Origin of the sequence: Methyloceanibacter sp. (genome assembly GCF_051306395.1) — a bacterium.
GTDB lineage: Bacteria > Pseudomonadota > Alphaproteobacteria > Rhizobiales > Methyloligellaceae > Methyloceanibacter.
Map to the genome: position 1 here is coordinate 1 of NZ_JBPPND010000137.1, position 20,219 is coordinate 20,219.

The 20,219-nt window shown below is 64.7% G+C and carries 18 protein-coding genes, 1 tRNA gene and 1 pseudogene; 10 read left to right on the forward strand and 10 right to left on the reverse strand.

The window, feature by feature from the left end; translation table 11 throughout:
• The 3 genes from hemW to rph form a co-directional block, all read right to left on the reverse strand.
• The coding region (gene hemW / locus ACSLE4_RS07060) for a radical SAM family heme chaperone HemW (RefSeq protein ID WP_435903770.1) at window positions 1–785 on the reverse strand (785 nt) is incomplete at its 3' end.
• On the reverse strand, window positions 769–1,389 hold the full coding sequence (gene rdgB / locus ACSLE4_RS07065; protein WP_435903771.1) for an RdgB/HAM1 family non-canonical purine NTP pyrophosphatase: 621 nt from the start codon (window positions 1,387–1,389) through the stop codon (window positions 769–771). The genes rdgB and hemW, both read right to left, overlap by 17 nt.
• Window positions 1,382–2,095 (reverse strand): ribonuclease PH, encoded by a 714-nt coding sequence (gene rph / locus ACSLE4_RS07070; protein WP_435903786.1) that lies wholly within the window; start codon window positions 2,093–2,095, stop codon window positions 1,382–1,384. The genes rdgB and rph overlap by 8 nt, the downstream gene beginning before the upstream one ends.
• A 134-nt stretch (window positions 2,096–2,229) precedes the next feature.
• Between rph and ACSLE4_RS07075 the strand changes: the two genes are divergently transcribed.
• From ACSLE4_RS07075 to ACSLE4_RS07095, 5 genes are all read left to right on the forward strand, one after another.
• On the forward strand, window positions 2,230–3,141 hold the full coding sequence (locus ACSLE4_RS07075) for a DUF6869 domain-containing protein (RefSeq protein WP_435903772.1): 912 nt from the start codon (window positions 2,230–2,232) through the stop codon (window positions 3,139–3,141).
• Window positions 3,142–3,143: 2 nt separating this feature from the next.
• Entirely contained in the window at window positions 3,144–5,876 is a 2,733-nt protein-coding gene (gene mutS / locus ACSLE4_RS07080; RefSeq protein ID WP_435903787.1) for a DNA mismatch repair protein MutS, read from the forward strand.
• A 27-nt stretch (window positions 5,877–5,903) separates the two neighbouring features.
• Window positions 5,904–8,681: a [protein-PII] uridylyltransferase gene (locus ACSLE4_RS07085; protein ID WP_435903773.1), complete on the forward strand. Its 2,778-nt coding sequence runs from the start codon at window positions 5,904–5,906 to the stop codon at window positions 8,679–8,681.
• A 66-nt stretch (window positions 8,682–8,747) separates the two neighbouring features.
• Window positions 8,748–10,307, forward strand: a complete 1,560-nt coding sequence (murJ, locus tag ACSLE4_RS07090; protein ID WP_435903774.1) for a murein biosynthesis integral membrane protein MurJ — start codon at window positions 8,748–8,750, stop codon at window positions 10,305–10,307.
• A 78-nt stretch (window positions 10,308–10,385) separates the two neighbouring features.
• Entirely contained in the window at window positions 10,386–11,312 is a 927-nt protein-coding gene (locus ACSLE4_RS07095; RefSeq protein WP_435903775.1) for an HpcH/HpaI aldolase/citrate lyase family protein, read from the forward strand.
• On the opposite strand, the gene ACSLE4_RS07100 is transcribed toward ACSLE4_RS07095, so the two are convergent.
• Complete coding sequence (locus tag ACSLE4_RS07100) at window positions 11,299–11,787, reverse strand: GNAT family N-acetyltransferase (protein ID WP_435903776.1); 489 nt, start codon at window positions 11,785–11,787, stop codon at window positions 11,299–11,301. The two genes, ACSLE4_RS07095 and ACSLE4_RS07100, sit on opposite strands and share 14 nt — an antisense overlap.
• Before the next feature lie 94 nt (window positions 11,788–11,881).
• Here ACSLE4_RS07100 and trpS point away from each other — a divergent pair, with 94 nt between their 5' ends.
• Window positions 11,882–12,928, forward strand: coding sequence for a tryptophan--tRNA ligase (gene trpS, locus ACSLE4_RS07105; protein WP_435903777.1), 1,047 nt, complete (start codon window positions 11,882–11,884; stop codon window positions 12,926–12,928).
• Between the two features lie 116 nt (window positions 12,929–13,044).
• Here trpS and msrA read toward each other — a convergent pair whose 3' ends face one another.
• Together msrA and ACSLE4_RS07115 are read right to left on the reverse strand one after the other, a co-directional pair.
• Window positions 13,045–13,701: a peptide-methionine (S)-S-oxide reductase MsrA gene (gene msrA / locus ACSLE4_RS07110; RefSeq protein ID WP_435903778.1), complete on the reverse strand. Its 657-nt coding sequence runs from the start codon at window positions 13,699–13,701 to the stop codon at window positions 13,045–13,047.
• Between the two features lie 38 nt (window positions 13,702–13,739).
• Window positions 13,740–14,057: a hypothetical protein gene (locus ACSLE4_RS07115; protein WP_435903779.1), complete on the reverse strand. Its 318-nt coding sequence runs from the start codon at window positions 14,055–14,057 to the stop codon at window positions 13,740–13,742.
• Between the two features lie 157 nt (window positions 14,058–14,214).
• Between ACSLE4_RS07115 and ACSLE4_RS07120 the strand changes: the two genes are divergently transcribed.
• Window positions 14,215–14,304, forward strand: a tRNA-Ser gene (locus tag ACSLE4_RS07120).
• Window positions 14,305–14,441: 137 nt separating this feature from the next.
• Window positions 14,442–15,167 carry a glutathione S-transferase C-terminal domain-containing protein gene (locus tag ACSLE4_RS07125; protein ID WP_435903780.1) on the forward strand — a complete coding sequence of 242 codons (726 nt, stop codon included), beginning with the start codon at window positions 14,442–14,444 and terminating at the stop codon, window positions 15,165–15,167.
• A gap of 6 nt (window positions 15,168–15,173) precedes the next feature.
• Here ACSLE4_RS07125 and ppk2 read toward each other — a convergent pair.
• The 3 genes and pseudogenes from ppk2 to ACSLE4_RS07140 form a co-directional block, all read right to left on the reverse strand.
• Window positions 15,174–16,073: pseudogene (ppk2, locus tag ACSLE4_RS07130) on the reverse strand (polyphosphate kinase 2).
• A 222-nt stretch (window positions 16,074–16,295) separates the two neighbouring features.
• Complete coding sequence (locus ACSLE4_RS07135) at window positions 16,296–16,583, reverse strand: hypothetical protein (RefSeq protein WP_435903781.1); 288 nt, start codon at window positions 16,581–16,583, stop codon at window positions 16,296–16,298.
• A gap of 218 nt (window positions 16,584–16,801) precedes the next feature.
• Window positions 16,802–17,251 carry a DUF3617 domain-containing protein gene (locus ACSLE4_RS07140; RefSeq protein WP_435903782.1) on the reverse strand — a complete coding sequence of 150 codons (450 nt, stop codon included), beginning with the start codon at window positions 17,249–17,251 and terminating at the stop codon, window positions 16,802–16,804.
• A 234-nt stretch (window positions 17,252–17,485) separates the two neighbouring features.
• On the opposite strand from ACSLE4_RS07140, the gene ACSLE4_RS07145 reads away from it, so the two are divergent.
• Entirely contained in the window at window positions 17,486–18,439 is a 954-nt protein-coding gene (locus ACSLE4_RS07145; protein WP_435903783.1) for a metallophosphoesterase, read from the forward strand.
• Here ACSLE4_RS07145 and ACSLE4_RS07150 read toward each other — a convergent pair.
• Window positions 18,433–18,921, reverse strand: a complete 489-nt coding sequence (locus tag ACSLE4_RS07150) for a CDP-archaeol synthase (RefSeq protein ID WP_435903784.1) — start codon at window positions 18,919–18,921, stop codon at window positions 18,433–18,435. The two genes, ACSLE4_RS07145 and ACSLE4_RS07150, sit on opposite strands and share 7 nt — an antisense overlap.
• A gap of 142 nt (window positions 18,922–19,063) precedes the next feature.
• Here ACSLE4_RS07150 and ACSLE4_RS07155 point away from each other — a divergent pair.
• Window positions 19,064–20,219, forward strand: a 1,156-nt coding sequence (locus ACSLE4_RS07155; protein ID WP_435903785.1) for an MFS transporter, incomplete at its 3' end; no start/stop codon positions are given.

Below are 20,219 nucleotides of genomic sequence, written 5' to 3' on the forward strand. Positions count from 1 at the left end.
CCGCGCCAATAGATGAGATTGTGCCGCGACTCCGATCCCGGCCGCGCATGGTTCGAGATCTCGTAGGCGGGGAGGCCCGCTTTCTCGCACAGCTCCTGGGTCAGGAGATACATCTCGCTCGCACTGTCGCCGTCCGGCACGCGCAAACGTCCGGCCGCATGGCGCGCGGCGAACGGCGTGCCGTCCTCGATGGTGAGCTGGTAGAGCGAGAGGTGGTCAGCGGCGTGCGCGAGCGCGCGGCCAAGCTCGGCCTCCCACGCGGCGAGCGACTGTCCCTCGCGCGCATAGATCAGATCGAACGAGACGCGGCCGAATGTGTCCTTGGCGAGATCGAGCGCCGCAAGCGCTTCGTCCGCGGTGTGCTGGCGGCCGAGGGCTTTCAGGCTGTCGTCGTTCAACGCCTGCACGCCGAGCGACAGGCGGTTGACGCCGGCGGACGCGTAGCCCGCGAAGTTTTCCGCCTCCACGCTGGTCGGGTTCGCTTCGAGCGTGATCTCGGCGTCGTGCGCAATAGTCCAATGACCGGCGATGCCATCGAGGATCGCTTCGACGGTGTGCGGACCCATGAGAGATGGCGTGCCGCCGCCAAAGAAGATGCTGGTGACGGCGCGCGCGCGCGCGCGCGCGGCGAAATGCGCAAGTTCCTTCAGATAGCCGGCGAGGAACCGCGCCTCGTCGATGCCGCCGTGCCGAACGTGGGAGTTGAAGTCGCAATACGGGCATTTGGCCTTGCAGAACGGCCAATGCACATAGACTCCAAAAGGCTCGTCATGCGTCATTTGCATAGGTGGCTTCGATCATCTGCTCGAAGGCGCGTAAGCGATGCGACAGGGCATTCTTGAGCGCCGGGTCCATTTCGCCGAACGTCTCGGTGTGGCCGTCCGGCACGAAGATGGGATCATAGCCGAAACCGCGCGTCCCGCGGGGCGGCCAGTGGATCGATCCGAACACCCGGCCGGTGAAGGTGGCGTCCTCGCCGTTCGGCGCGGCAAGCGCCAGCGCGCAGATAAAGTTCGCGCGGGTATAGGCGCCGCCGGTGGCTTCCAATTCGTCATGGACGCGCTGCATGGCCTTCCCGAAATCCCGCTCCTCCCCGCCCCAGCGGGCGGATTGGATACCGGGTGCGCCGCCCAGCGCCTCCACCTCGATCCCTGAATCGTCCGCAAGCGCCATCAAGCTCGATCCGGCCGCGGCCGCCCGCGCTTTCAGCAGCGCATTGGCCTCGAACGTGTCGCCGGTCTCTTCGGGCTCGGGCAGGCCCAGGCTCCCCGCGGACACGCATTCGATGCCGTAGGGCGCGAACAGCTCGCCCAGCTCCCACACCTTGCCCTCGTTGTGGCTGGCGATGACGAGCTTCGAGCCGCGATGAAGGGTGCCGGTCTTAAGCAACGGTGAGCTTCTGGAGTTCGACAAGCTGGGCGATGCCCGTCCGCGCCAGCAACATGAGTTGGTCGAACTGCTCCTGGCTGAACGGCTCGGTCTCCGCCGTGCCCTGCACTTCCACGATGCCGCCGGCGCCCGTGATCACGAAGTTCGCGTCGGCGTCGGCTTCGGAGTCCTCGGCGTAGTCGAGATCGAGCACCGCCTCGCCGCCATAAAGGCCGCAAGAGACCGCCGCCACGTGATCGCGCAGGACCTTTCCCTTGATCATGCTGCGCGCTTCCATCCAGGCGAGCGCGTCGTGCAGCGCCACCCAGGCGCCGGTGATCGAGGCGGTGCGCGTGCCGCCGTCGGCCTGCAGCACGTCGCAATCGATGATGATCTGCTTCTCGCCGAGCGACGGCAGGTCGGCCACCGCGCGCAACGAGCGTCCGATCAGCCGCTGGATTTCTTGCGTCCGCCCCGATTGCTTGCCCGCGGCCGCCTCGCGGCGCATGCGGTCGTTGGTGGCGCGCGGCAGCATGCCGTATTCCGCCGTGACCCAGCCGCGGCCCGAGCCCTTGAGCCAGGGCGGCACCGGTTCCCCCGCCGTTGCCGTGCACAGCACATGGGTCTCGCCGAAGCGGACCAGGCACGAACCCTCCGCGTGGCGCGATACGGCGCGTTCGAGGGTCACGGGGCGCAGCGCGTCGGGCGCGCGTTTGGACGGACGGATGATGGAGGGAACTCCTGATAAATTCGCTTGAGGCCGCGCACCCTAGAGGAGGCCCCGCGCAGGGAAAAGCCCTTTCCCCAACTCTCGTTTGGCCGGGCCTTGTGCGCTTCCGGGCGAGAAGCTACCACCCTTCGATGGGCTGGTGTGACGAGGTGCTCGGGTTTTGCGACGCCTCCGGCGGCAAGGCCGAACCGCCTCCTGCCGCCGAGGAGATCGAAGCGCGTCTCGCAGGCCTCGCGATGGACGATCTGGTGCGCGCCTGGCGGGAGGTCTGCACCACGGGTCTCAAGGGCCAGACCGACGGGACCGACGCCTTCACCATGTATTTCGACCGGCTTTCTCATGAGGCGCCCGAGCGTGGGATCGCGTTGATCGAAGCCGAACTCGTGGGTGAGCTTGACGATGAGATCGTCATGCTTCTGGCGGAAGGAAAGGTGCTCGGCCAGTTGCTCGTCTTCCATGCACGCCGTGCCGCCCCCGCCCTGCAAGAGCTGGCGCTCCGCCAGCCCCGCTTGCGCTGGTTGATGGGGGCCAAGGCGGCATCGATCCGAAGCGGCATGGTGGAGAGCCCTCAACTCCAGCGGCGCCTGCTGGCCATCGCCGACGAGCCGGGCTATCGCGCATGGCGCCAGAAGACGCGCAACCACGCGGAGCCCACGGATTTCGCGGCGCTGCCGCTGCCGGAGCTTGCCGCGGCGTGGGTGGAGATCACGTCGCGGTCCGACCTCGAACGGGAGCGTGACGGGGACTGGGGGACGATGTTCGACTTGCAGCAGGAACTCGTCAGCAACGATCCGCTGGGCGCGCTTGAGCTGGTGAAGGCGATCCTCGAAATCGAGGATAACCCGCATGTGCTGGGCTTGCTTGCCGCAGGCCTGCTGGAAGACCTGATCCCCGAAGAAAACGGTCCCGTGATCGATGCGGTGGTGACCGAAGCAGAACGCAATCCGCGCTTCCGCCGTCTCCTTGGCGGCGTATGGTTCTATGGCATGAGCCCGGAAGTGTCCGCACGGCTTGAGAAGGCGCGAGGCGAGGTGACGTGGTGAGCATGACACAAGATGCGACATCGCCACGGACCGGCGGGTCCACGCCCGCGCCATCGCCGGACGCGACCCCCATGATGGCGCAATACCTCGAGATAAAGGCGAACAACGCCGACAGTCTGCTGTTCTACCGCATGGGTGATTTCTACGAGATGTTCTTCGACGACGCGGCGATCGCTTCCCGCGCGCTCGGGATCGCGCTCACCAAGCGCGGCAAGCATCTTGGGCAAGACATTCCCATGTGCGGCGTGCCGGTGCACGCGGCCGACGACTATCTCCAGCGCCTCATCGCCCAAGGGCATCGCGTGGCCGTGTGCGAGCAGACCGAGGACCCGGCCGAGGCCAAGAAGCGCGGCCCGAAATCGGTGGTGCGCCGCGACGTGGTGCGTCTTGTCACGCCTGGCACGCTCACCGAAGAGTCGTTGCTCGATGCGCGCACGCATAATTTCCTCACCGCTCTGTTTCGTGGGGGTAATAAGGAAGGCTCCGAGCCGAGCTTCGCGCTTGCCACCATCGACATCTCCACGGGCGAGTTGATCGCGGCGTCGGCGCGGCTCGTCGATCTCCCAGGCGAACTCGCGCGGATCAGGCCTGGCGAGGTGCTGGTGGGAGAGGATCTCGCGGGCGACGCCGATCTTCGCCGTCTGATCGGCGAAGCCGGCGCGGCGTTGACGCCCTGCCCGCGCGCGCATTTCGACTCCGTGCGTGGCCAGCGCGCTCTGAAGGAGCGTCTCGGCGTGGCGGCGCTCGATGCCTTTGGTGACTTCACGCGGGCGGAGCTGGCCGCGCTTGGCGGGTTGCTCACCTATGTGGAGATCACCCAGGTCGGCCGCGCACCGTTGCTGCGCCCGCCGCGAAAAGAAGCCGCGGGAAGTCTCCTTCTTATCGATGCGGCGACCCGCACAAATCTCGAGCTTGCCCGGTCCAACCAAGGCGCGCGGGCCGGCAGTCTGTTGGCGGCGGTCGACCGCACCGTCACCGCCGCCGGCGCCCGCGAGCTGGCGAGCCGCCTGGCCAGTCCTTTGACGGATGAAAGCGATGTAAACGCCAGGCTGGACGCCGTCTCCTATCTCGTCTCCGAACCGAAATTGCGTGGAGAGTTGCGCGCCGCCCTGAAATCCGCGCCCGATCTTGCGCGGGCCTTGGCGCGGCTCGCGCTCGGCCGCGGCGGTCCGCGTGACCTCGGCTCCGTGCGCCAAGCGATTGTCGCCGCGCACGATCTCGCCGCGCAGCTCTTGCGGACCGGCGAAGCCCTCGGCTTGCCGCGCGAGCTGATGGGCATCGTCGAGCGCCTGGCGGCGGCGCCGCCGGAGATAGAGCAATCGTTGAGCGCGGCCCTGGCGCAGGAGCTTCCCGTCAATGCCCGCGATGGCGGCTTTATCCGCAGCGGCTTCAGCGGCGATCTCGACGAGCATCGGAACTTGCGCGACGGCAGCCGCCAGGTCATCGCCGGTCTGCAGGCGACCTATGCCGACGCCACCGGCATCAAAGGCCTCAAGGTCCGCCACAACAACGTGCTCGGCTATTTCGTCGAGGTCACCGCGCTGCATGCACCGACGCTCACCAAGCCGCCGCATGTGGAGACCTTCATTCACCGTCAGACCATGGCCAACGCGGTGCGCTTCTCGACGCCGGAACTGGCCGAGATCGAAGCGCGTATCACCTCCGCCGCCGACCGTGCGCTGGCGCTCGAACTCGACATCTTCGCCAAGCTCGTGGACGAGGTGCTCGGCGAGGAGCAAGCGCTGTCGGCGGCAAGCGCCGCTTTGGCGGAGCTGGATCACTATGCGGGCCTCGCGGAACTCGCGGTCGAGCAGAACTATGTGCGCCCGCACGTCGACGGCAGCCTCGTGTTCGCCGTCGAGGAAGGCCGTCACCCGATGGTCGAGCAAAATCTGAAGCGCGGCGACGGTGCGACCTTCATCGGCAACGATTGCCGGCTCGGTGGCGACGACAGCGGCGACGGTACGCGCGTGCTCGTGGTCACCGGTCCCAACATGGCCGGGAAGTCCACCTTCCTGCGCCAGAACGCGCTCATCGTCGTGCTTGCGCAGTCGGGCTGCTTCGTCCCGGCGGAGGCCGCCCATATCGGCATCGTCGATCGCCTGTTTAGCCGCGTCGGCGCCGCGGACGATCTCGCCCGCGGCCGGTCCACCTTCATGGTCGAGATGGTCGAGACCGCCGCCATCCTCAACCAGGCGACCGCACGCTCTTTTGTGGTGCTGGACGAGATCGGACGCGGCACGGCGACCTTCGATGGGCTGTCCATCGCCTGGGCGGCGCTCGAATACCTCCACGAGGTGAACCGCTCCCGCGTCCTCTTCGCCACGCATTATCACGAGCTGACGGCGCTCGCCGAGAAGCTGGCCCATGCCGCCAATGCCACGGTCGAGGTGAAGGAGTGGCGCGACGAGATCGTGTTTCTCTATCGGGTCATCAAAGGCGCCGCCGACCGCTCCTACGGCATCCACGTGGCGAAGCTTGCGGGGCTTCCCGGTCCGGTTCTCGCCCGGGCCGGCGAAGTGCTGAGCGAGCTGGAGAAGGCCGATGGACGCCCGAAACCGGCCGATTTGGCCGACGATTTACCCCTGTTTCAGGCGGCAAGGACGCCGCCGGGATTCGACGAGCCATCGCCGCTGGAACAGGCGCTTCAAGGTCTCAATCCCGACGCCATGACCCCGAAAGAGGCGCTCGAAGCGCTCTATCGCCTTCGGACATTGCTTGAAGGCGAGGCGTAAAGCCTCAATGTGCTAGAAATTCCCGTGATGGACCAAGCCGCGCCAAGAACAGCTCCGTATTTCGATTTCGATCTCCTGCGCCGGGAGACCGCCGAGCTTGCGCAGGCCCATGTGGGCCAGGACACGCAGCTTCGCGCGGCCTTGGTCGATTATCTCAAGCCACTGGTCGCTGGAGCCCACGCCGCCGCCAAGCAGCAACTCGACCGGGATGGGGACGGACGGGCCTGCGCGGCGGGCCTCTCCGATTTTCAGGACGCGCTGATCCAGCTCGCCTACGACGTCACCACGAACCACATCTATCGCGCCCAGAACCCCTCGAGCGCCGAGCGCATGGCCGTGGTTGCGCAAGGCGGCTATGGGCGCGGGTTGCTGTCCCCGGGTTCCGACATCGATCTCTTGTTTCTGCTGCCCTACAAGCAGACCGCCTGGGGCGAGAGCGTCGCCGAGTACATGCTCTACCTGTTGTGGGATCTCGGCTTCAAAGTCGGCCATGCCACGCGCACGATCGCGCAATGTATTCGCTTGAGCCTCGCCGACATGACCATCCGCACGGCGCTGCTCGATGCCCGGCTCATTCTCGGCGACGAGAAGCTGTTCGCCGAGTTCCTGCATCGCTTCCGCCGCGAAGTGCTCGACGTCGATGCGCGCGCCTTCATCGAGGCCAAGCTTGCCGAACAGGACCAGCGGCACTCCCGCTCGGGCGCCTCGCGTTATCTCGTCGAACCGAACATCAAGGAAGGCACCGGCGGCTTGCGCGATCTGCACACGCTGCACTGGCTCGCCAAGCATCTCTATCCCGATCAGGCCGAGGAGGAGTTCGTCGAAGCCGGCGTCTTCACGCCAGGCGAGTATCGCAGCTTCCGCCGCTGCGAGTTCTTCCTGTGGACCGTGCGCTGTCACCTGCATTTTCTCACCGGTCGGCCCGAGGAACGGCTGAGCTTCGATCTCCAGCGCGCCATGGCGGAGCGGCTCGGCTATCGCGGCCATGCGGGCTTGAGCGGCGTCGAGCGTTTCATGAAGCACTACTTCCTTATCGCCAAGGAAGTGGGCCAGCTCACGCGCATCGTCTGCACCGCGCTCGAGCTAAAGCAGCTCAAGTCGGTGCCGGCGCTCGATGCGCTGCTGGCGCCGTTCAGCTGGCGCCGCCGGGCCAAGCTGCGCCGCACTTCCGACTTCCGCATCGAGAACGGCCGCATCTCCACCGTCGACAAGGACGCTTTCGCCAAGGACCCGGTGAATTTCATTCGGCTATTTGTCGTGGCCGACGAGCACCAGGTGGCGTTCTCTCCGGAGGTCTTGCGCCTGATCCGCGCGAACTTCCGTTTGATCGACGACGATCTGCGCCACAACCCGGCGGCCAACCGCCTGTTCCTGCGGCTTCTGATGGACGCCCGCGATCCCGAAACCACCTTGCGCAAGATGAACGAGGCCGGCGTGCTCGGCCGCTTCTTCACCGAGTTCGGCCGCGTCGTGTCGATGATGCAGTTCAACATGTATCACCACTTCACGGTGGACGAGCATCTGGTCCGCACCGTCGGCTATCTGTCCGGCATCGAGCGGGGCAAACACTCGGTCGATCATCCCGTATCGAGCGAGGTGGTCCGGACCATCGACAACCGCCGCGCGCTTTATGTCGCCGCCTTCGTGCACGACATCGCCAAGGGCCGCGACGAGGACCACTCCGTCGCCGGCGCACGCATCGCCCGCGAGCTCGGTCCACGTCTCGGGCTGAACGCGTCCGAGACCGAGACCGCCGCCTGGCTCGTCGAGCATCATCTCACCATGAGCCTGTTCGCCCAGAGCCGCGACCTGAACGACCCGAAGACGATCCGCGATTTCGCCGAGGTCGTGCAGAGTCGCGAGCGGCTCAAGCTGCTGCTGATCCTCACGGTCGCCGATATCTGCGCCGTGGGCCCCGGCACCTGGACCGGGTGGAAGGGGCAGCTCCTGCGCACGCTCTATTTCGAGACCGAGCCGTTGCTCGGCGGCGGCCACACCGAGCTCACGCGCACCGAGCGCATGGCCCGCGCCCAGGACGCGCTGCGCGAGCGCTTGGCGGATTGGCCGTCAAAGGACCTGGACCACTTCATCGACCGTCACTACCCGGCCTATTGGCTGAGAACGGACCTCGACGTTATCGCCGAGCACGCCGCGCTCCTTCGTGACGTGGAAACGCACGACCGCGCCGTGGTCACCCATATCTCGACCGACGCCTTCCGCGCCGTCACCGTGCTCACCCTGCTCGCGCCGAACCATCCGCGCCTCCTGGCGATGGTCGCGGGCGCCTGCACCGGGGCGGGCGCAAACATCGTCGATGCGCAGATCTCCACGACCCGTGACGGCATGGCGCTCGACACCATTCACTTGGAACGCGAATTCGACCACGCGGAAGACGAGGAGCGCCGCGCCCGCAAGATCGCGGTCTCGATCGAACGCATGCTCAAGGGCGAAGCGCGCGCCGTCGATCTCATCAAGGGCAAGAGGAAGCCGAAGTCGCGGCTTTCGGCCTTCACCGTCGAGCCGCAGGTGATCATCGACAACACCCTGTCCGATGCCTTGACGGTGATCGAGATCAACGGCCTCGACCGGCCCGGTCTGCTCTATGACGTGACGCGCGAGATTTCCGATCTCAACCTGGATATCGCCTCGGCCCACATCGCCACCTTCGGGGAGAAGGCCGTCGATGTGTTCTACGTGACCGATCTCACCGGCAAAAAGATCACGAGTTCTTCCCGCGAGACGCTGATCCGCGAGCGGCTGACCAAGGTCCTCGCGCGCAAGGAGTCGGAGCTCGCGCCCGCTTAAGCCCGTCCTGCCTTGTACGTCCGTCTGCCTTGCCGGATCGCGAAATCCGGGCCATCAGAGTACGCCATGACGCTCTATCGCGGATTTGCCACGGTCGGCGGGATGACGGTCATAAGCCGCGTGCTCGGCTTCGTGCGCGACGTGATGATCGCCGCCGTGCTCGGCGCCTCGTCCATTACCGACGCCTTCTTCGTGGGCTTCCGCGTGCCCAACATGTTCCGGCGCATTTTCGCCGAAGGCGCCTTCAACGCCGCGTTCATCCCGCTCTTCTCCAAGCGCTTGCACACGCAAGGTGACGCTGCGGCGCGCGCTTTCGCCGCGCAAGCGCTGTCCGGCCTCACGCTGGTGCTCGTCGCCTTCGTGGTGCTCGGCGAGATCGCCATGCCGTGGCTGATGCTGCTGCTGGCGCCGGGTTTCGCCGACGATCCGGACAAGTTCCACCTCGCGGTGCTGCTGGCGCGCATCGCGCTGCCTTATCTCGTCTTCATGTCGTGGGTGGCGCTCTACACCGGGCTGCTCAACGCCCTTGGCCGCTTCGCCGCCGCGGCGTTTGCGCCGAGCCTGCTCAATGTGGTGCTGATCGCCGTGCTGCTCGGTCTCGTCGCCACCGGCACGGGCGAGCAGACCGTCGCCGGGGTGGCGCTCGCCTGGGGCGTGGTCGTCTCGGGGCTGCTGCAAGTCGCCATCGTGACCTTCGCCGCGGTGCGCGCGGGCCTCCGTCTCAAGCTAGAACGTCCCACGCTGAGCCCCGATATGATGCGCTTGGTGCAATTGGCGGTACCGGGGATCATCGCCGGCGGCATGGCGCAGATCACCATCGTCATCTCGACCATAATCGCCAGCCTGCAAGACCGTGTCGTGTCCTGGCTCTATTACGCCGACCGCATCTTTCAGCTTCCCCTTGGCATGATCGGCGTTGCCGTGGGCGTGGTGCTGCTGCCGGACTTGAGCCGCAAATTGCGTTCGGGCGACACACGCGCTGTCATCCACAGCGAGAACCGTGCGCTCGAATTCGCGCTGCTGTTGACGGTGCCCGCGGCGATCGCGCTGTTCATTGCGTCGTGGCCCATCATGCGCGTGCTGTTCGAGCGTGGCGCTTTCACCACGGTCGATGCGCGCGCCACGGCCGACATGCTCGCAGCGCTGGCGCTCGGCCTGCCCGCCTATGTGCTGATCAAGGTGCTCCAGCCGAGCTTCTTCGCCCGCGAGGACACCAAGACGCCGATGATTTACGCAAGCATTGCCATGGCCGCGAACGCCGCGCTCTGCTACGTGCTGTTCGTGATCTTGGGCGCTGTGGGCATCGCTATCGCCACGAGCCTGGCGGGCTGGATCAACGTGGCGCTTTTGGTCATGGAGCTTCGCCGCCGCGCGGAGTTCGCCCTCGATGACATGTTTCGCCGCGCCTTTCTCGGCATCGTGCTGGCGAGCGCCGCCATGGGCGCCGTGCTCTGGTGGCTCACCTCCACGCTCGAGCCCTGGTTCGCGCCGGAGCGGGGGCTCCTTATCCAAGCCGCGGCTCTGATCGCCCTCATCGCCGCAGGACTTCTCACCTATCTGGTAACAGGCGCGCTTGCCGGCGCCCTGAAGCCCAGAACGCTGTTGAAAGATCTGCTGGGGCGCTGATTTCAGCCAAAAAAGCCCGGTTTTCGCCTCGCCGACTCTCCGCTATGTTGCAGCGCAACAAAATGCGGGGAACTGCCAATGGAAGGCCGGCCGCGCCGGAGCGCGCTCTATATGCCCGGATCCAACACCCGGGCGCTCGAGAAGGCGAAATCAATCCCGGCGGATGCGCTGATCTTCGATCTTGAGGATGCCGTGGCGCCCGACGCCAAGGTGAAGGCGCGCGAGCAGGTCTGCGCCGCGGTCGCGGCCGGCGGCTATGGCGGCCGCGAGGTGGTGATCCGCGTCAACGCGCTGGAGACGCCTTGGGGCGCCCAGGACATCGTCGCGGCTTGCGAGGCCGCGCCCGATGCCATCCTCGTGCCCAAGGTGATCCATTCCGGCGACATCATCTCAGCTGCCAAGCTGCTGCAAAGCGTGCATGCGCCGGAGAAGGTGAGGCTGTGGGCCATGATGGAAACGCCCATGGCTATTCTCAATGCGCGCACCATCGCAGCGACCGCCGTCTACAAGGACAACCGGCTGTCCTGCCTCGTCATGGGCACCAACGATCTCATCAAGGAATCGCGCGCCCGCGCGCTGCACGACCGCTTCGCCGTGGTGCCGTGGCTCGCCATGACACTGGTTGCCTCGCGCGCCTACAAGCTCGACATCCTCGACGGCGTCTATAACGACTTCCGCGACGAGGAGGGCTTGCGCGAGGAATGCGAGAAGGGCCGCATTCTCGGCATGGACGGCAAGACCCTGATCCATCCGAGCCAGGTCGGCCCGTGCAACGAGATCTTCTCGCCGACCCAAGAGGAGGTCGACTGGTCCCGCAAGATCATCGACGCTTTCGGTCAGCCGGAGAACGCGCATAAGGGGGTCATCGTGGTGGAGGGCCACATGGTCGAGCGGTTGCATTTCGGCATGGCTCAGCGCACGGTCGACATCGCCGATCGGATTCGCGAGATGGAGAAGGCCTTGGCGCAGGGCGAGCGCCCCGCCGACAGAGCTAAAGCTCCTTAAAGAGATAGAGTCCCTGGATCGCCCGGTCGAAGCCGACCGCGTCATACGCTTTCCGGGCGGGCGCGTGCGCCGCATCGCCCCCGGTCCCGACAGAGGCGATCTCCGCGCCACGGCGCTTGAGGTCATCGAGTGCGAATTGGTACATCGCCGTGGCGATGCCCTGCCCCTGGTATCGCGGATCGACGGCATTGAGGCCGATCTCGCCGCACTTCCGGTCTTTGTCCAGCAGCGCGAAGACGAATCCGGCGATCTCGCCGTCGGCCTCCGCCACGTAGACTTTGCACTTTCTGTCCCGCGCCGAGATGCGGCCCAAGGTCCTGGCGTATTGCTCTTTCCAATCGCCGTACTGAAGCGAAAAGACCCGCGGCCCCAGGACCGTCTCGAAGCCCTTGTGAATCGGCTCGAAGGCCGCGACACACACGTCCAGCACGCGCCGATAGTCGGCCTCCCTATAGGGCCGTATGACCAGAGCCATTCGTCCTTCCTCGCTCGTCCCTATCCGTCCTCGATCAGCCGAGACTTGCGCCGGCTCCCCGCCCGCGCCATAACCCGCGGGCTCAGGGGATAGCATGCAAGAGACCACCAAACACAAGACCCGCGTCTTCTCCGGCGTTCAACCGACGGGCAATCTCCATCTCGGCAATTATCTCGGCGCGATCACCCGCTTCGTGGCGCTGCAGGAAGAGCACGAGTGCCTCTATTGCGTGGTCGATCTCCACGCCATCACCGTATTCCAGGACCCGGACGAGCTCACCCACAACACGCGGGAGGTGACGGCCGCCTTCATCGCCTCGGGCATCGATCCCACGCGCCAGATCATCTTCAATCAGAGCCAGGTCTCGGGCCATGCGGAGCTTGCCTGGATCTTCAACTGCGTGGCGCGGATCGGCTGGCTCAACCGCATGACCCAGTTCAAGGAGAAGGCCGGCAAGGACCGCGAGAACGCCTCCGCCGGTCTCTTCGTCTATCCGAACCTGATGGCCGCCGACATTCTCCTCTATCACGCGACGCACGTTCCGGTCGGCGAGGACCAGAAGCAGCATCTGGAGCTTTCCCGCGACATCGCCCAGAAGTTCAACAACGACTTCGCCAAAACGATCGCACGCGAGGACTATCCGGACGGCTTCTTCCCGCTGCCCGAGCCGATCATCACCGGTCCCGCGACGCGCGTCATGAGCTTCCGCGACGGCACCAAGAAGATGTCGAAGTCCGACCCGTCAGACTTGAGCCGCATCAATCTCACCGACGACGCCGACGCCATCGCCAAGAAAATCAGAAAGGCGAAGACCGACCCCGAGCCGTTGCCGTCAGAGGTGAAGGGCTTGGAGGCACGGCCCGAGGCCGACAATCTCATCGGCATCTATGCGGCGCTCGCCGGCACGGACAAAGAGGGGGTGTTGCGCGACTACGGCGACGCGCCGTTCTCTAAGTTCAAGGAGGCGCTGGCCGAACTCGCCACGGAGAAGCTCACGCCGATCGGCGAGGAGATGCGGCGCCTCATGGCGGACCCGGTCGAGATCGACCGCATCCTAGCGGACGGTGCACGGCGTGCCCATGACATCGCCGATCCGATTCTCGCCAAGACCAAGGACATTGTCGGCTTCATCAGGAGCTGAGTTTGTCATGCCCGCGAAGGCGGGCATCCAGTAACCACCGGTCTTCGTTGTCGTTGACTGCAGGGGTTACTGGATTGCCCGGTCAAGCCGGGCAATGACAGGAAAAGCGGGGTCTCCTAGGCCTCCACGCCGGTGCCGATGGGGCAGGACACGCCCGTGCCGCCGAGCCCGCAATAGCCGGCCGGGTTCTTGGCGAGATATTGCTGGTGATAGCCTTCCGCGAAGTAGAACTCCGGCGCCGGCAAAATCTCGGTGGTGATGAGCGGCATGCCTTGTGCCTTGAGCGCCGCCTCGTAGGCCGCTTTCGAAGCTTCCGCCGCGCGGTGCTGCTCGTCTGAGTAGTAGTAGACGCCCGAGCGGTACTGGGTGCCGACGTCGTTCCCTTGGCGCATGCCTTGGGTCGGGTCGTGGCTCTCCCAGAAGGTCTTCAGGAGCTGCTCGTAGCTCACCGTCTTCGGGTCGAACACCACGAGCACGGCCTCGGTGTGTCCGGTCATGCCGGAGCAGACCTCCTCATAGGTCGGATTTGGCGTGGGGCCGCCCGCATAGCCCACAGCGGTCACGATGACGCCGGGCATCTCCCAGAACTTGCGCTCCGCGCCCCAGAAGCAGCCGAGGCCGAATAGGGCCTTCTGGGCGCCTTCCGGATACGGGCCCTTGAGGGGCGCGCCGGTCACGAAATGCGTGTCTGCGGTTGGAAGAGCGTCGGGCCGGCCAGGCAAGGCCTCGTCGGCGGCAGGAACGGAAAGGGGTTTGCGCTTGAAGCTGAACATGGAGATCTCCGTTTTGGTTCTCCCCCGAGAACGCCCCGCTAGTTGATATACACCTCGACTTCTTTCCGCTTCTGGCCGAGCCAATAGAGGAACACGCCGAGAATGCCGAACACCACCCAGGTCGGCGCGCTCAGGATCCCCAGGATGAAAGGGTCCCATAGCCATTTGCCGGCATTGGTCTCGATCCAGACCTTGGAGACATTGAGCGTTTCGGGCGCCAGCTCCCGCCATTGCTGGCCCATGGGCGTGACAACCCAAGCGCCGCCCCCAGCCAGACTTTTGGTGGCGTCAACGACGGCGGCGACCATGGCAAGCAGAAGCAGCCAGACACCGAGAATTCGAAGAACAAAACGCATGAGCGAGAGTGGCAATCGCGTGTTTCAGCTTACATAGGCTATTGCTCGATCACGTTCAAACGCTGGTTTTTCACGTCCTGGCGAGCCGACCGCGAGGACACGGCTCGCTTGAACGGGCAGGGCGCTTCGTGATAGTGCGCGCCTTCCGGAGCGCTTAGGAGAGGTGGCCGAGTGGTCGAAGGCGCACGCCTGGAACGCGTGTAGGCGGGTAACCGTCTCGAGGGTTCGAATCCCTCTCTCTCCGCCATCCTGCTTCGCGCGTACCGCGCTTCGCAGGATTGGCAAAGTTCCCTGCGCGAAGCAGGATGCCCTCCGAAGCTTTAGCGCAGGAGGTCTCTGGTGACGGGCCGCTGAGCTGCTCGCCATCAAGGAGGGAAAGAGCCGATGATCACGCTCTACGCCTTCGGCCCGGCCTTCGGGCTTCCCGATATGAGCCCGTTCGTCACCAAGGCCGAGATGCTGCTCAAGCTGGCCGGCCTCGGCTACGAGACCGACACTAGAGGTTTCAGCAAGGCGCCCAAGGGCAAGCTGCCCTACATCGTCGACGACGGGGAGACCATCGCCGACTCGACCTTCATCCGCTGGCACCTGGAGAAGAAATACGGGATCGATTTCGACCGCGGGCTCGGCACGGAACAGCGCGCCGTCGCTTGGGCCTTCGAGAAGATGCTCGAAGACCACGCCTACTGGACCGTGCTGCACGCGCGCTGGGTGGACGACGACAATTTCAATAAGGGTCCACGCGCCTATTTCGAACGGATGCCGATGCCGGCGCGGCTTGTCGTTCAGCGCATGGCGCGGCGCCAGATGAAAACCGAACTCCACGGCCACGGCATGGGCCGTCATTCGGAAGAGGAGATCGTCGCGCTCGGCACCCGGTCACTCGAAGCGGCAGCCGAGCTTCTCGCCGACAAGCCCTTCATGATGGGTAGTGAGCCGACCGGGCTCGACGCAACGGGCTTCGCGTTTATCGGCGGCGCGCTGTGTCCGTGTTTCGAGACGCCGCTGCGCAGCGCGGTCGAGCGGCGCGACAATCTCAAACGCTATGTCGGCCGCATGGCCGAGCGATTCTATCCGGAGCAAACCGAGATGGCCGGTTGGGCCGCGTAACGCGCGCTACCAGAAGTCCGGCACGAAGTTCTGGTCCTCCATTGGCGGACGCACATAGTCGCCGGCCTTCGGGCGCGGCGGCAGGACCGGCGGCGACGGCGTCAGGTCGCCGTACTCGACCATGCTCAAGAGATGCGCGATGCAGTTGAGCCGCGCCAGCTTCTTGTTGTCGGCCTTCACTACGTATCAGGGCGCCTGCTTGATGTCGGTATGCGCGAACATGGTGTCCTTGGCGCGCGAGTACTCGACCCAGCGCGAGCGCGATTCCACATCCATGGGGCTCAGCTTCCAGCTGCGCGTGCGGTCGTTCATGCGGCTTTGGAAGCGCCGCTCCTGTTCCGCGTCGCTCACCGAGAACCAGTATTTGATCAGAATGATGCCAGAGCGCACCAGCATGCGCTCAAATTCTGGGCAGCTTCGCAAGAACTCCTGATACTCGGCATCGCCGCAAAAGCCCATCACGCGCTCGACGCCCGCGCGGTTGTACCAACTGCGGTCGAACAGCACCATTTCGCCCGCCGCCGGCAGATGCGGCACGTAGCACTGAAAATACCAAGAGGTTTTCTCGCGTTCCGTCGGCGTGCCGAGCGCCACGACGCGGCACAGACGCGGATTGAGGCTTTCGGTTATCCGCTTGATAACGCCGCCTTTTCCCGCCGCGTCGCGCCCTTCGAAGATCACCACGACGCGGAGCTTCTCGTGCTTGATCCACTCCTGCATCTTCACCAGCTCGACCTGGAGCCGGGCGAGTTCCTTCTCGTAGACTTGCGTCTTGATCTTCCGGGCCTTGGCCTTGACGTCGCCGACTTGAAGGTCCGCCGCCGCCAGCTCTTCGTCTGACAGGTGCTTGGGCACCTTACCGTTCTTTTTGTTTTTCTTGTGCTTTTTGCCCTCTTTGAGCTCCATCTCCACGGCAACCCCCTTTCATTCCGGCGGGGAATGAAAACGCGGACACTCACAGGGCCGGTCGCTGAAAGATCCGCTATGATGTCCGGTCGCGCAGCCGCGCAAGGATGCATGCCGCGCAAACCATCGGAATGCGCTGCAACACATGTGCCAGCATCGCCGGAACGGCTGAACCGTCCGGCGTCCGGAGCAGGATCTAGCGTTCGAGAACGAAGCCCGGCGTCACGCCGCCTTGAGCTCGATCACCATATTGGTCGGCTCGGGCGGATGCGGCGCGAGGCTGGTGCGGCTTTCGTCGCTCCAACTCGCGAGCTTGATCACCACGCCCTGCTGCGAGCCCGAGTTGCTGGACTCAGCCGTCTCGACGATGTGCAGCCCGGTGGGATCGAGGAAATAGGTATGGTCGCCGAAAATCTTGTTGAGTTGCTCGACCGCCGGATGATCGTCGGGAAGCGGGTCCGCCTCGAACTGTGTCAGTGTCTGCTCGATAGCGTCTGAGGACATCTTCATCGGGAATTCCTTTCGCTCGGCGCCGGCAAGGCCTTGTCGGCGCAGTTTGAAGGTTTTCGCCCTTGGCTCACGTTTCCACCCAGGCGCCAGTCTAAGGCGAACGGGACGCGCGGCCAAATCTGGCCCATTCATGCGCAATTCCCGGGACTCTCAATGAGAACCGTTCGTACGCGTTCTTGGACAACCGAGGCGGCCGCGAATAGTTGCATCGCGTGAGCTTATTGCGTGGCGTCTGCCTCTTTCGGGCAGTCCGGCCCGAGATATTTGCCGTCGAGATTGACGCCCATGTTGCGGATCGCGCCGAGCGGAGGATCGAAGGTCGTCTTGAGGATGGCGTGGTAGCGCGTCTCGAAATCGCCGGTGAAAGTGGTGCTGATGGTCTGCTTGCCCTCTTTGGTGGTGCAGACCACATCGATGATGACCCCTTCGTTGAGCGGGGTCAGTTTCGACTCGGTGCAGTCGCTGCCCTCGGGCCGCACGATGTCGTCGTCCTCACCGACACAGACCTTGATCTTGGTCATGCCGGACACCGGCGCCACGGTGGTGATTTCCCAATAGCCCGGCTTTCGTTGCGGCACGGCGTCGGTCGCCGCGTGAACGTTCGGCGCGGAGAGAACGGCGATCGAGAACGCCGCCGCCATCGCGGTCGCCAAGGAAACCGGTTTCATGCTGACCTCGCCTAAAGGAGTATGCCCACGCGCGGGGCGAGATGTGTGCTGTGGCAGAGATGGGAGGCGCCGCCAACAGCCAGGTCAGGGCTCTCCTGGCAAAAGCGCGGCGGTGATTCTTCCTGTTGTCGGCCCGCAAAAATCCAGCGGCAGATGGCCCCGCCCGCCAAATGCGCCCTTGCCCTTGGGTGCCCATTTGGCCCAAGTCTGGTGCGTAGAGCACGCCAAGGATCGATGACAGACGAACCCGACCTTTTCCTTTTGGAGAAACGTCTCGGACGCCGGCACGCCCGCCAGCGCCTCGGCATCGAGAGAGACCATGAGGCGCAAGTCTTCGGCCAAGGCATCAATTTCTTTCACCTCGAGAACGCCGCCTCCGTCCAGGGCGTAATCCGCGCGGCCCTAAAGGTGACCGGGCTATACGGACGCGGCTTGAGCAACGCCGCGAAGGTCGTCGTGCGGCGCAATCACATTCACCTCCAGAACCTGCCGAAGGCGTTCGACGGCTTCACCATTCTCCAAATCAGCGATCTCCACGCCGATATGAGCATGCCGGCAATCGCGGGCGTGGTTCGGCTGGTGCAGGACCTGCGCTACGACCTCTGCCTGCTGACGGGCGATTACCGGGGCGACACTCGGGGGCCCTATGAGCCAGCTCTCGAGGAGACGAAGAAGGTATGCGCAGCACTGACAGGCTCGATCTACGGCGTTCTCGGCAATCACGACACGATCCGCATGGTGCCGGGGCTCGAGGCGATGGGCGTGACGATGCTGCTCAACGAGGCGGCCGTCATCGAGCGAGACGGCGAGCGCATTTACATCGCGGGCATCGACGACGCTCATTTCTATCGAATGGACAATATCGAGAAGGCTACCGAGACCATCCCCGACGGCGTTTTCTCGATACTCGTCACCCATACGCCGGAGATCTATCGCCAGGCGGCGCACGCCGATTTCGATCTTCTGCTCAGCGGCCATACCCATGGCGGGCAAATCTGCCTCCCGGGCGGACATCCCATAACCTTAAGCGCCGTGCTGCCCCGGAAGTTCGGCGCCGGGCCGTGGCGCCATCACAACATGATCGGCTACACCGCAGTCGGCGCGGGCAGCTCCGTCGTGCCGGTCCGGTTCAATTGCCCGCCCGAGATCACTCTCCACGAGCTCCGGTGTTCGAATCATGATCAATAGGGCCGGTCGCGCAGATTAAGCCTGAACAGAATGCGGGACACCACGAGCCCTGCGACGGCGAAAATTGCCGTGCCCACCACTACGTCGAGCCAGCTGAGCGGCACGAGACAGCGAGCAGCGATAAGCGGAAAGAGCGATTCCGGAACTTGATCAAGCCCGCGCGCCTGGCTGCTGGGCGGAAGTGCAAGCCGGCGTTTGATAAAGCTCGACAACAGATCCCCGGCCATGGCGCTGGCGGCTACCAAGAAACCGAGCTTCCAGCCGAGGCCCATGAGGATGGCCACCACAGGTGTCCCAAGGAGCGCGATCAAGACGCCCCGAATGGTCTTGGAATGACCGAACAGCGGTCTGCCGTCTCGGAGTGTGATGGCCCCGTCGAGGGGCCAGGCGCCAGCGGTGCCCATGATCTTTTTGGCGATCACGGGCAAGGCATTGGCGACGCCAACCAAGACGAGGAGCTCTACGATCAGAATTGGATGCATGAACACCTCAGCTGGTTCGCGGGAGACACTTTAGGTCATCGCCGGCGCCTGCGGCATCGCGCGCGAGCGGCGCGAAATGCCCCCTTGCCCTCCGGTGCCCATTTGGCCCAAGTCTCCGGGTCAACGCGAGATGGGGCCCCTCATGGCGAGCAAGACCGACGGTAACGCGCCGCAAGGGGAGGTTCCGAAGACCGCGGTCGTCGTGCTCGCCGCGATCAGCGTCTGTCACATGCTGAACGATGTGATTCAGTCGCTGATCCTTGCGATCTATCCCATGCTCAAGACGAGCCTGGCGCTAGACTTCGCCCAGATCGGGCTCATTACCTTCACCTTCCAGGCAACCGCGTCGGTTCTCCAGCCGCTCGTTGGCTACCTCACCGACCGCTACCCCACGCCGTACTCGCTCGTCGTCGGCATGGGTTCATCGCTGCTCGGCCTGGTTCTGATCGCCTTCGCCTCCACCTACTGGGCGGTGCTTGCCGCGGCGGCGCTGATCGGCATGGGGTCGTCGGTGTTCCACCCGGAGTCTTCGCGCGTGGCACGGCTCGCTTCGGGCGGCCGCCACGGCATGGCGCAATCTGTGTTCCAGGTAGGGGGTAATTTTGGCACGGCGCTCGGTCCGCTGCTCGCGGCCTTCATCGTGATTCCCTACGGGCAAGGGTCCATTGCCTGGTTCTCGGTGGTGGCGCTGCTCGGCATGATCCTGCTCGGAGGCGTCGGGGCCTGGTACGGCAAGGCGCTTAAGCTGCCGAGCGTGTCGCACGCCGAGCGCAAAGCCATCGCCGAGCTCAGCCGCCGCAAGGTAGCCAAGACGATCGTGATCCTCATCACGCTGACCTTCTCCAAGCACTTCTACTTGGTCTCGATCACGAGCTTCTACATCTTCTATTTGATCCACACCTTCGATCTGTCGGTGCAGACGGCGCAGCTTTACCTGTTCTTGTTCTTGGGCTCGGTCGCGGCCGGCACCGTCATCGGTGGCCCGATCGGCGACCGCATCGGCACGCGTCGCGTGATCTGGTGGTCGATTCTGGGGGTTTTGCCCTTCACCCTGGCGCTGCCCTATGTGGGGCTCCTGGGAACGGCGATCCTGAGCGTGATCATCGGCTTGATCCTGGCCTCCGCCCACCCGGCCATCATCGTTTATGCGCAAAGCCTTCTGCCGGGCAGAGTTGGCATGGTCGCCGGGCTCTTCTTCGGTCTTGCCTTTGGGATCGCCGGCATCGGCGCCTGGCTGCTCGGACGGCTGGCCGACGCCACCTCCATCACGTTCGTCTATCACGTCTGTTCATTTCTAC

Excerpts from the sequence above, each read along its gene's own strand:
- ACSLE4_RS07075 (WP_435903772.1), top strand. The coding sequence starts at position 2,230 with ATGGGCTGGTGTGACGAGGTGCTCGGGTTTTGCGACGCCTCCGGCGGC.
- mutS (WP_435903787.1), top strand. The coding sequence starts at position 3,144 with ATGACACAAGATGCGACATCGCCACGGACCGGCGGGTCCACGCCCGCG.
- ACSLE4_RS07085 (WP_435903773.1), top strand. The coding sequence starts at position 5,904 with ATGGACCAAGCCGCGCCAAGAACAGCTCCGTATTTCGATTTCGATCTC.
- murJ (WP_435903774.1), top strand. The coding sequence starts at position 8,748 with ATGACGCTCTATCGCGGATTTGCCACGGTCGGCGGGATGACGGTCATA.
- ACSLE4_RS07095 (WP_435903775.1), top strand. The coding sequence starts at position 10,386 with ATGGAAGGCCGGCCGCGCCGGAGCGCGCTCTATATGCCCGGATCCAAC.
- ACSLE4_RS07100 (WP_435903776.1), bottom strand. The coding sequence starts at position 11,787 with ATGGCTCTGGTCATACGGCCCTATAGGGAGGCCGACTATCGGCGCGTG.
- trpS (WP_435903777.1), top strand. The coding sequence starts at position 11,882 with ATGCAAGAGACCACCAAACACAAGACCCGCGTCTTCTCCGGCGTTCAA.
- msrA (WP_435903778.1), bottom strand. The coding sequence starts at position 13,701 with ATGTTCAGCTTCAAGCGCAAACCCCTTTCCGTTCCTGCCGCCGACGAG.
- ACSLE4_RS07115 (WP_435903779.1), bottom strand. The coding sequence starts at position 14,057 with ATGCGTTTTGTTCTTCGAATTCTCGGTGTCTGGCTGCTTCTGCTTGCC.
- ACSLE4_RS07125 (WP_435903780.1), top strand. The coding sequence starts at position 14,442 with ATGATCACGCTCTACGCCTTCGGCCCGGCCTTCGGGCTTCCCGATATG.
- ACSLE4_RS07135 (WP_435903781.1), bottom strand. The coding sequence starts at position 16,583 with ATGAAGATGTCCTCAGACGCTATCGAGCAGACACTGACACAGTTCGAG.
- ACSLE4_RS07140 (WP_435903782.1), bottom strand. The coding sequence starts at position 17,251 with ATGAAACCGGTTTCCTTGGCGACCGCGATGGCGGCGGCGTTCTCGATC.
- ACSLE4_RS07145 (WP_435903783.1), top strand. The coding sequence starts at position 17,486 with ATGACAGACGAACCCGACCTTTTCCTTTTGGAGAAACGTCTCGGACGC.
- ACSLE4_RS07150 (WP_435903784.1), bottom strand. The coding sequence starts at position 18,921 with ATGCATCCAATTCTGATCGTAGAGCTCCTCGTCTTGGTTGGCGTCGCC.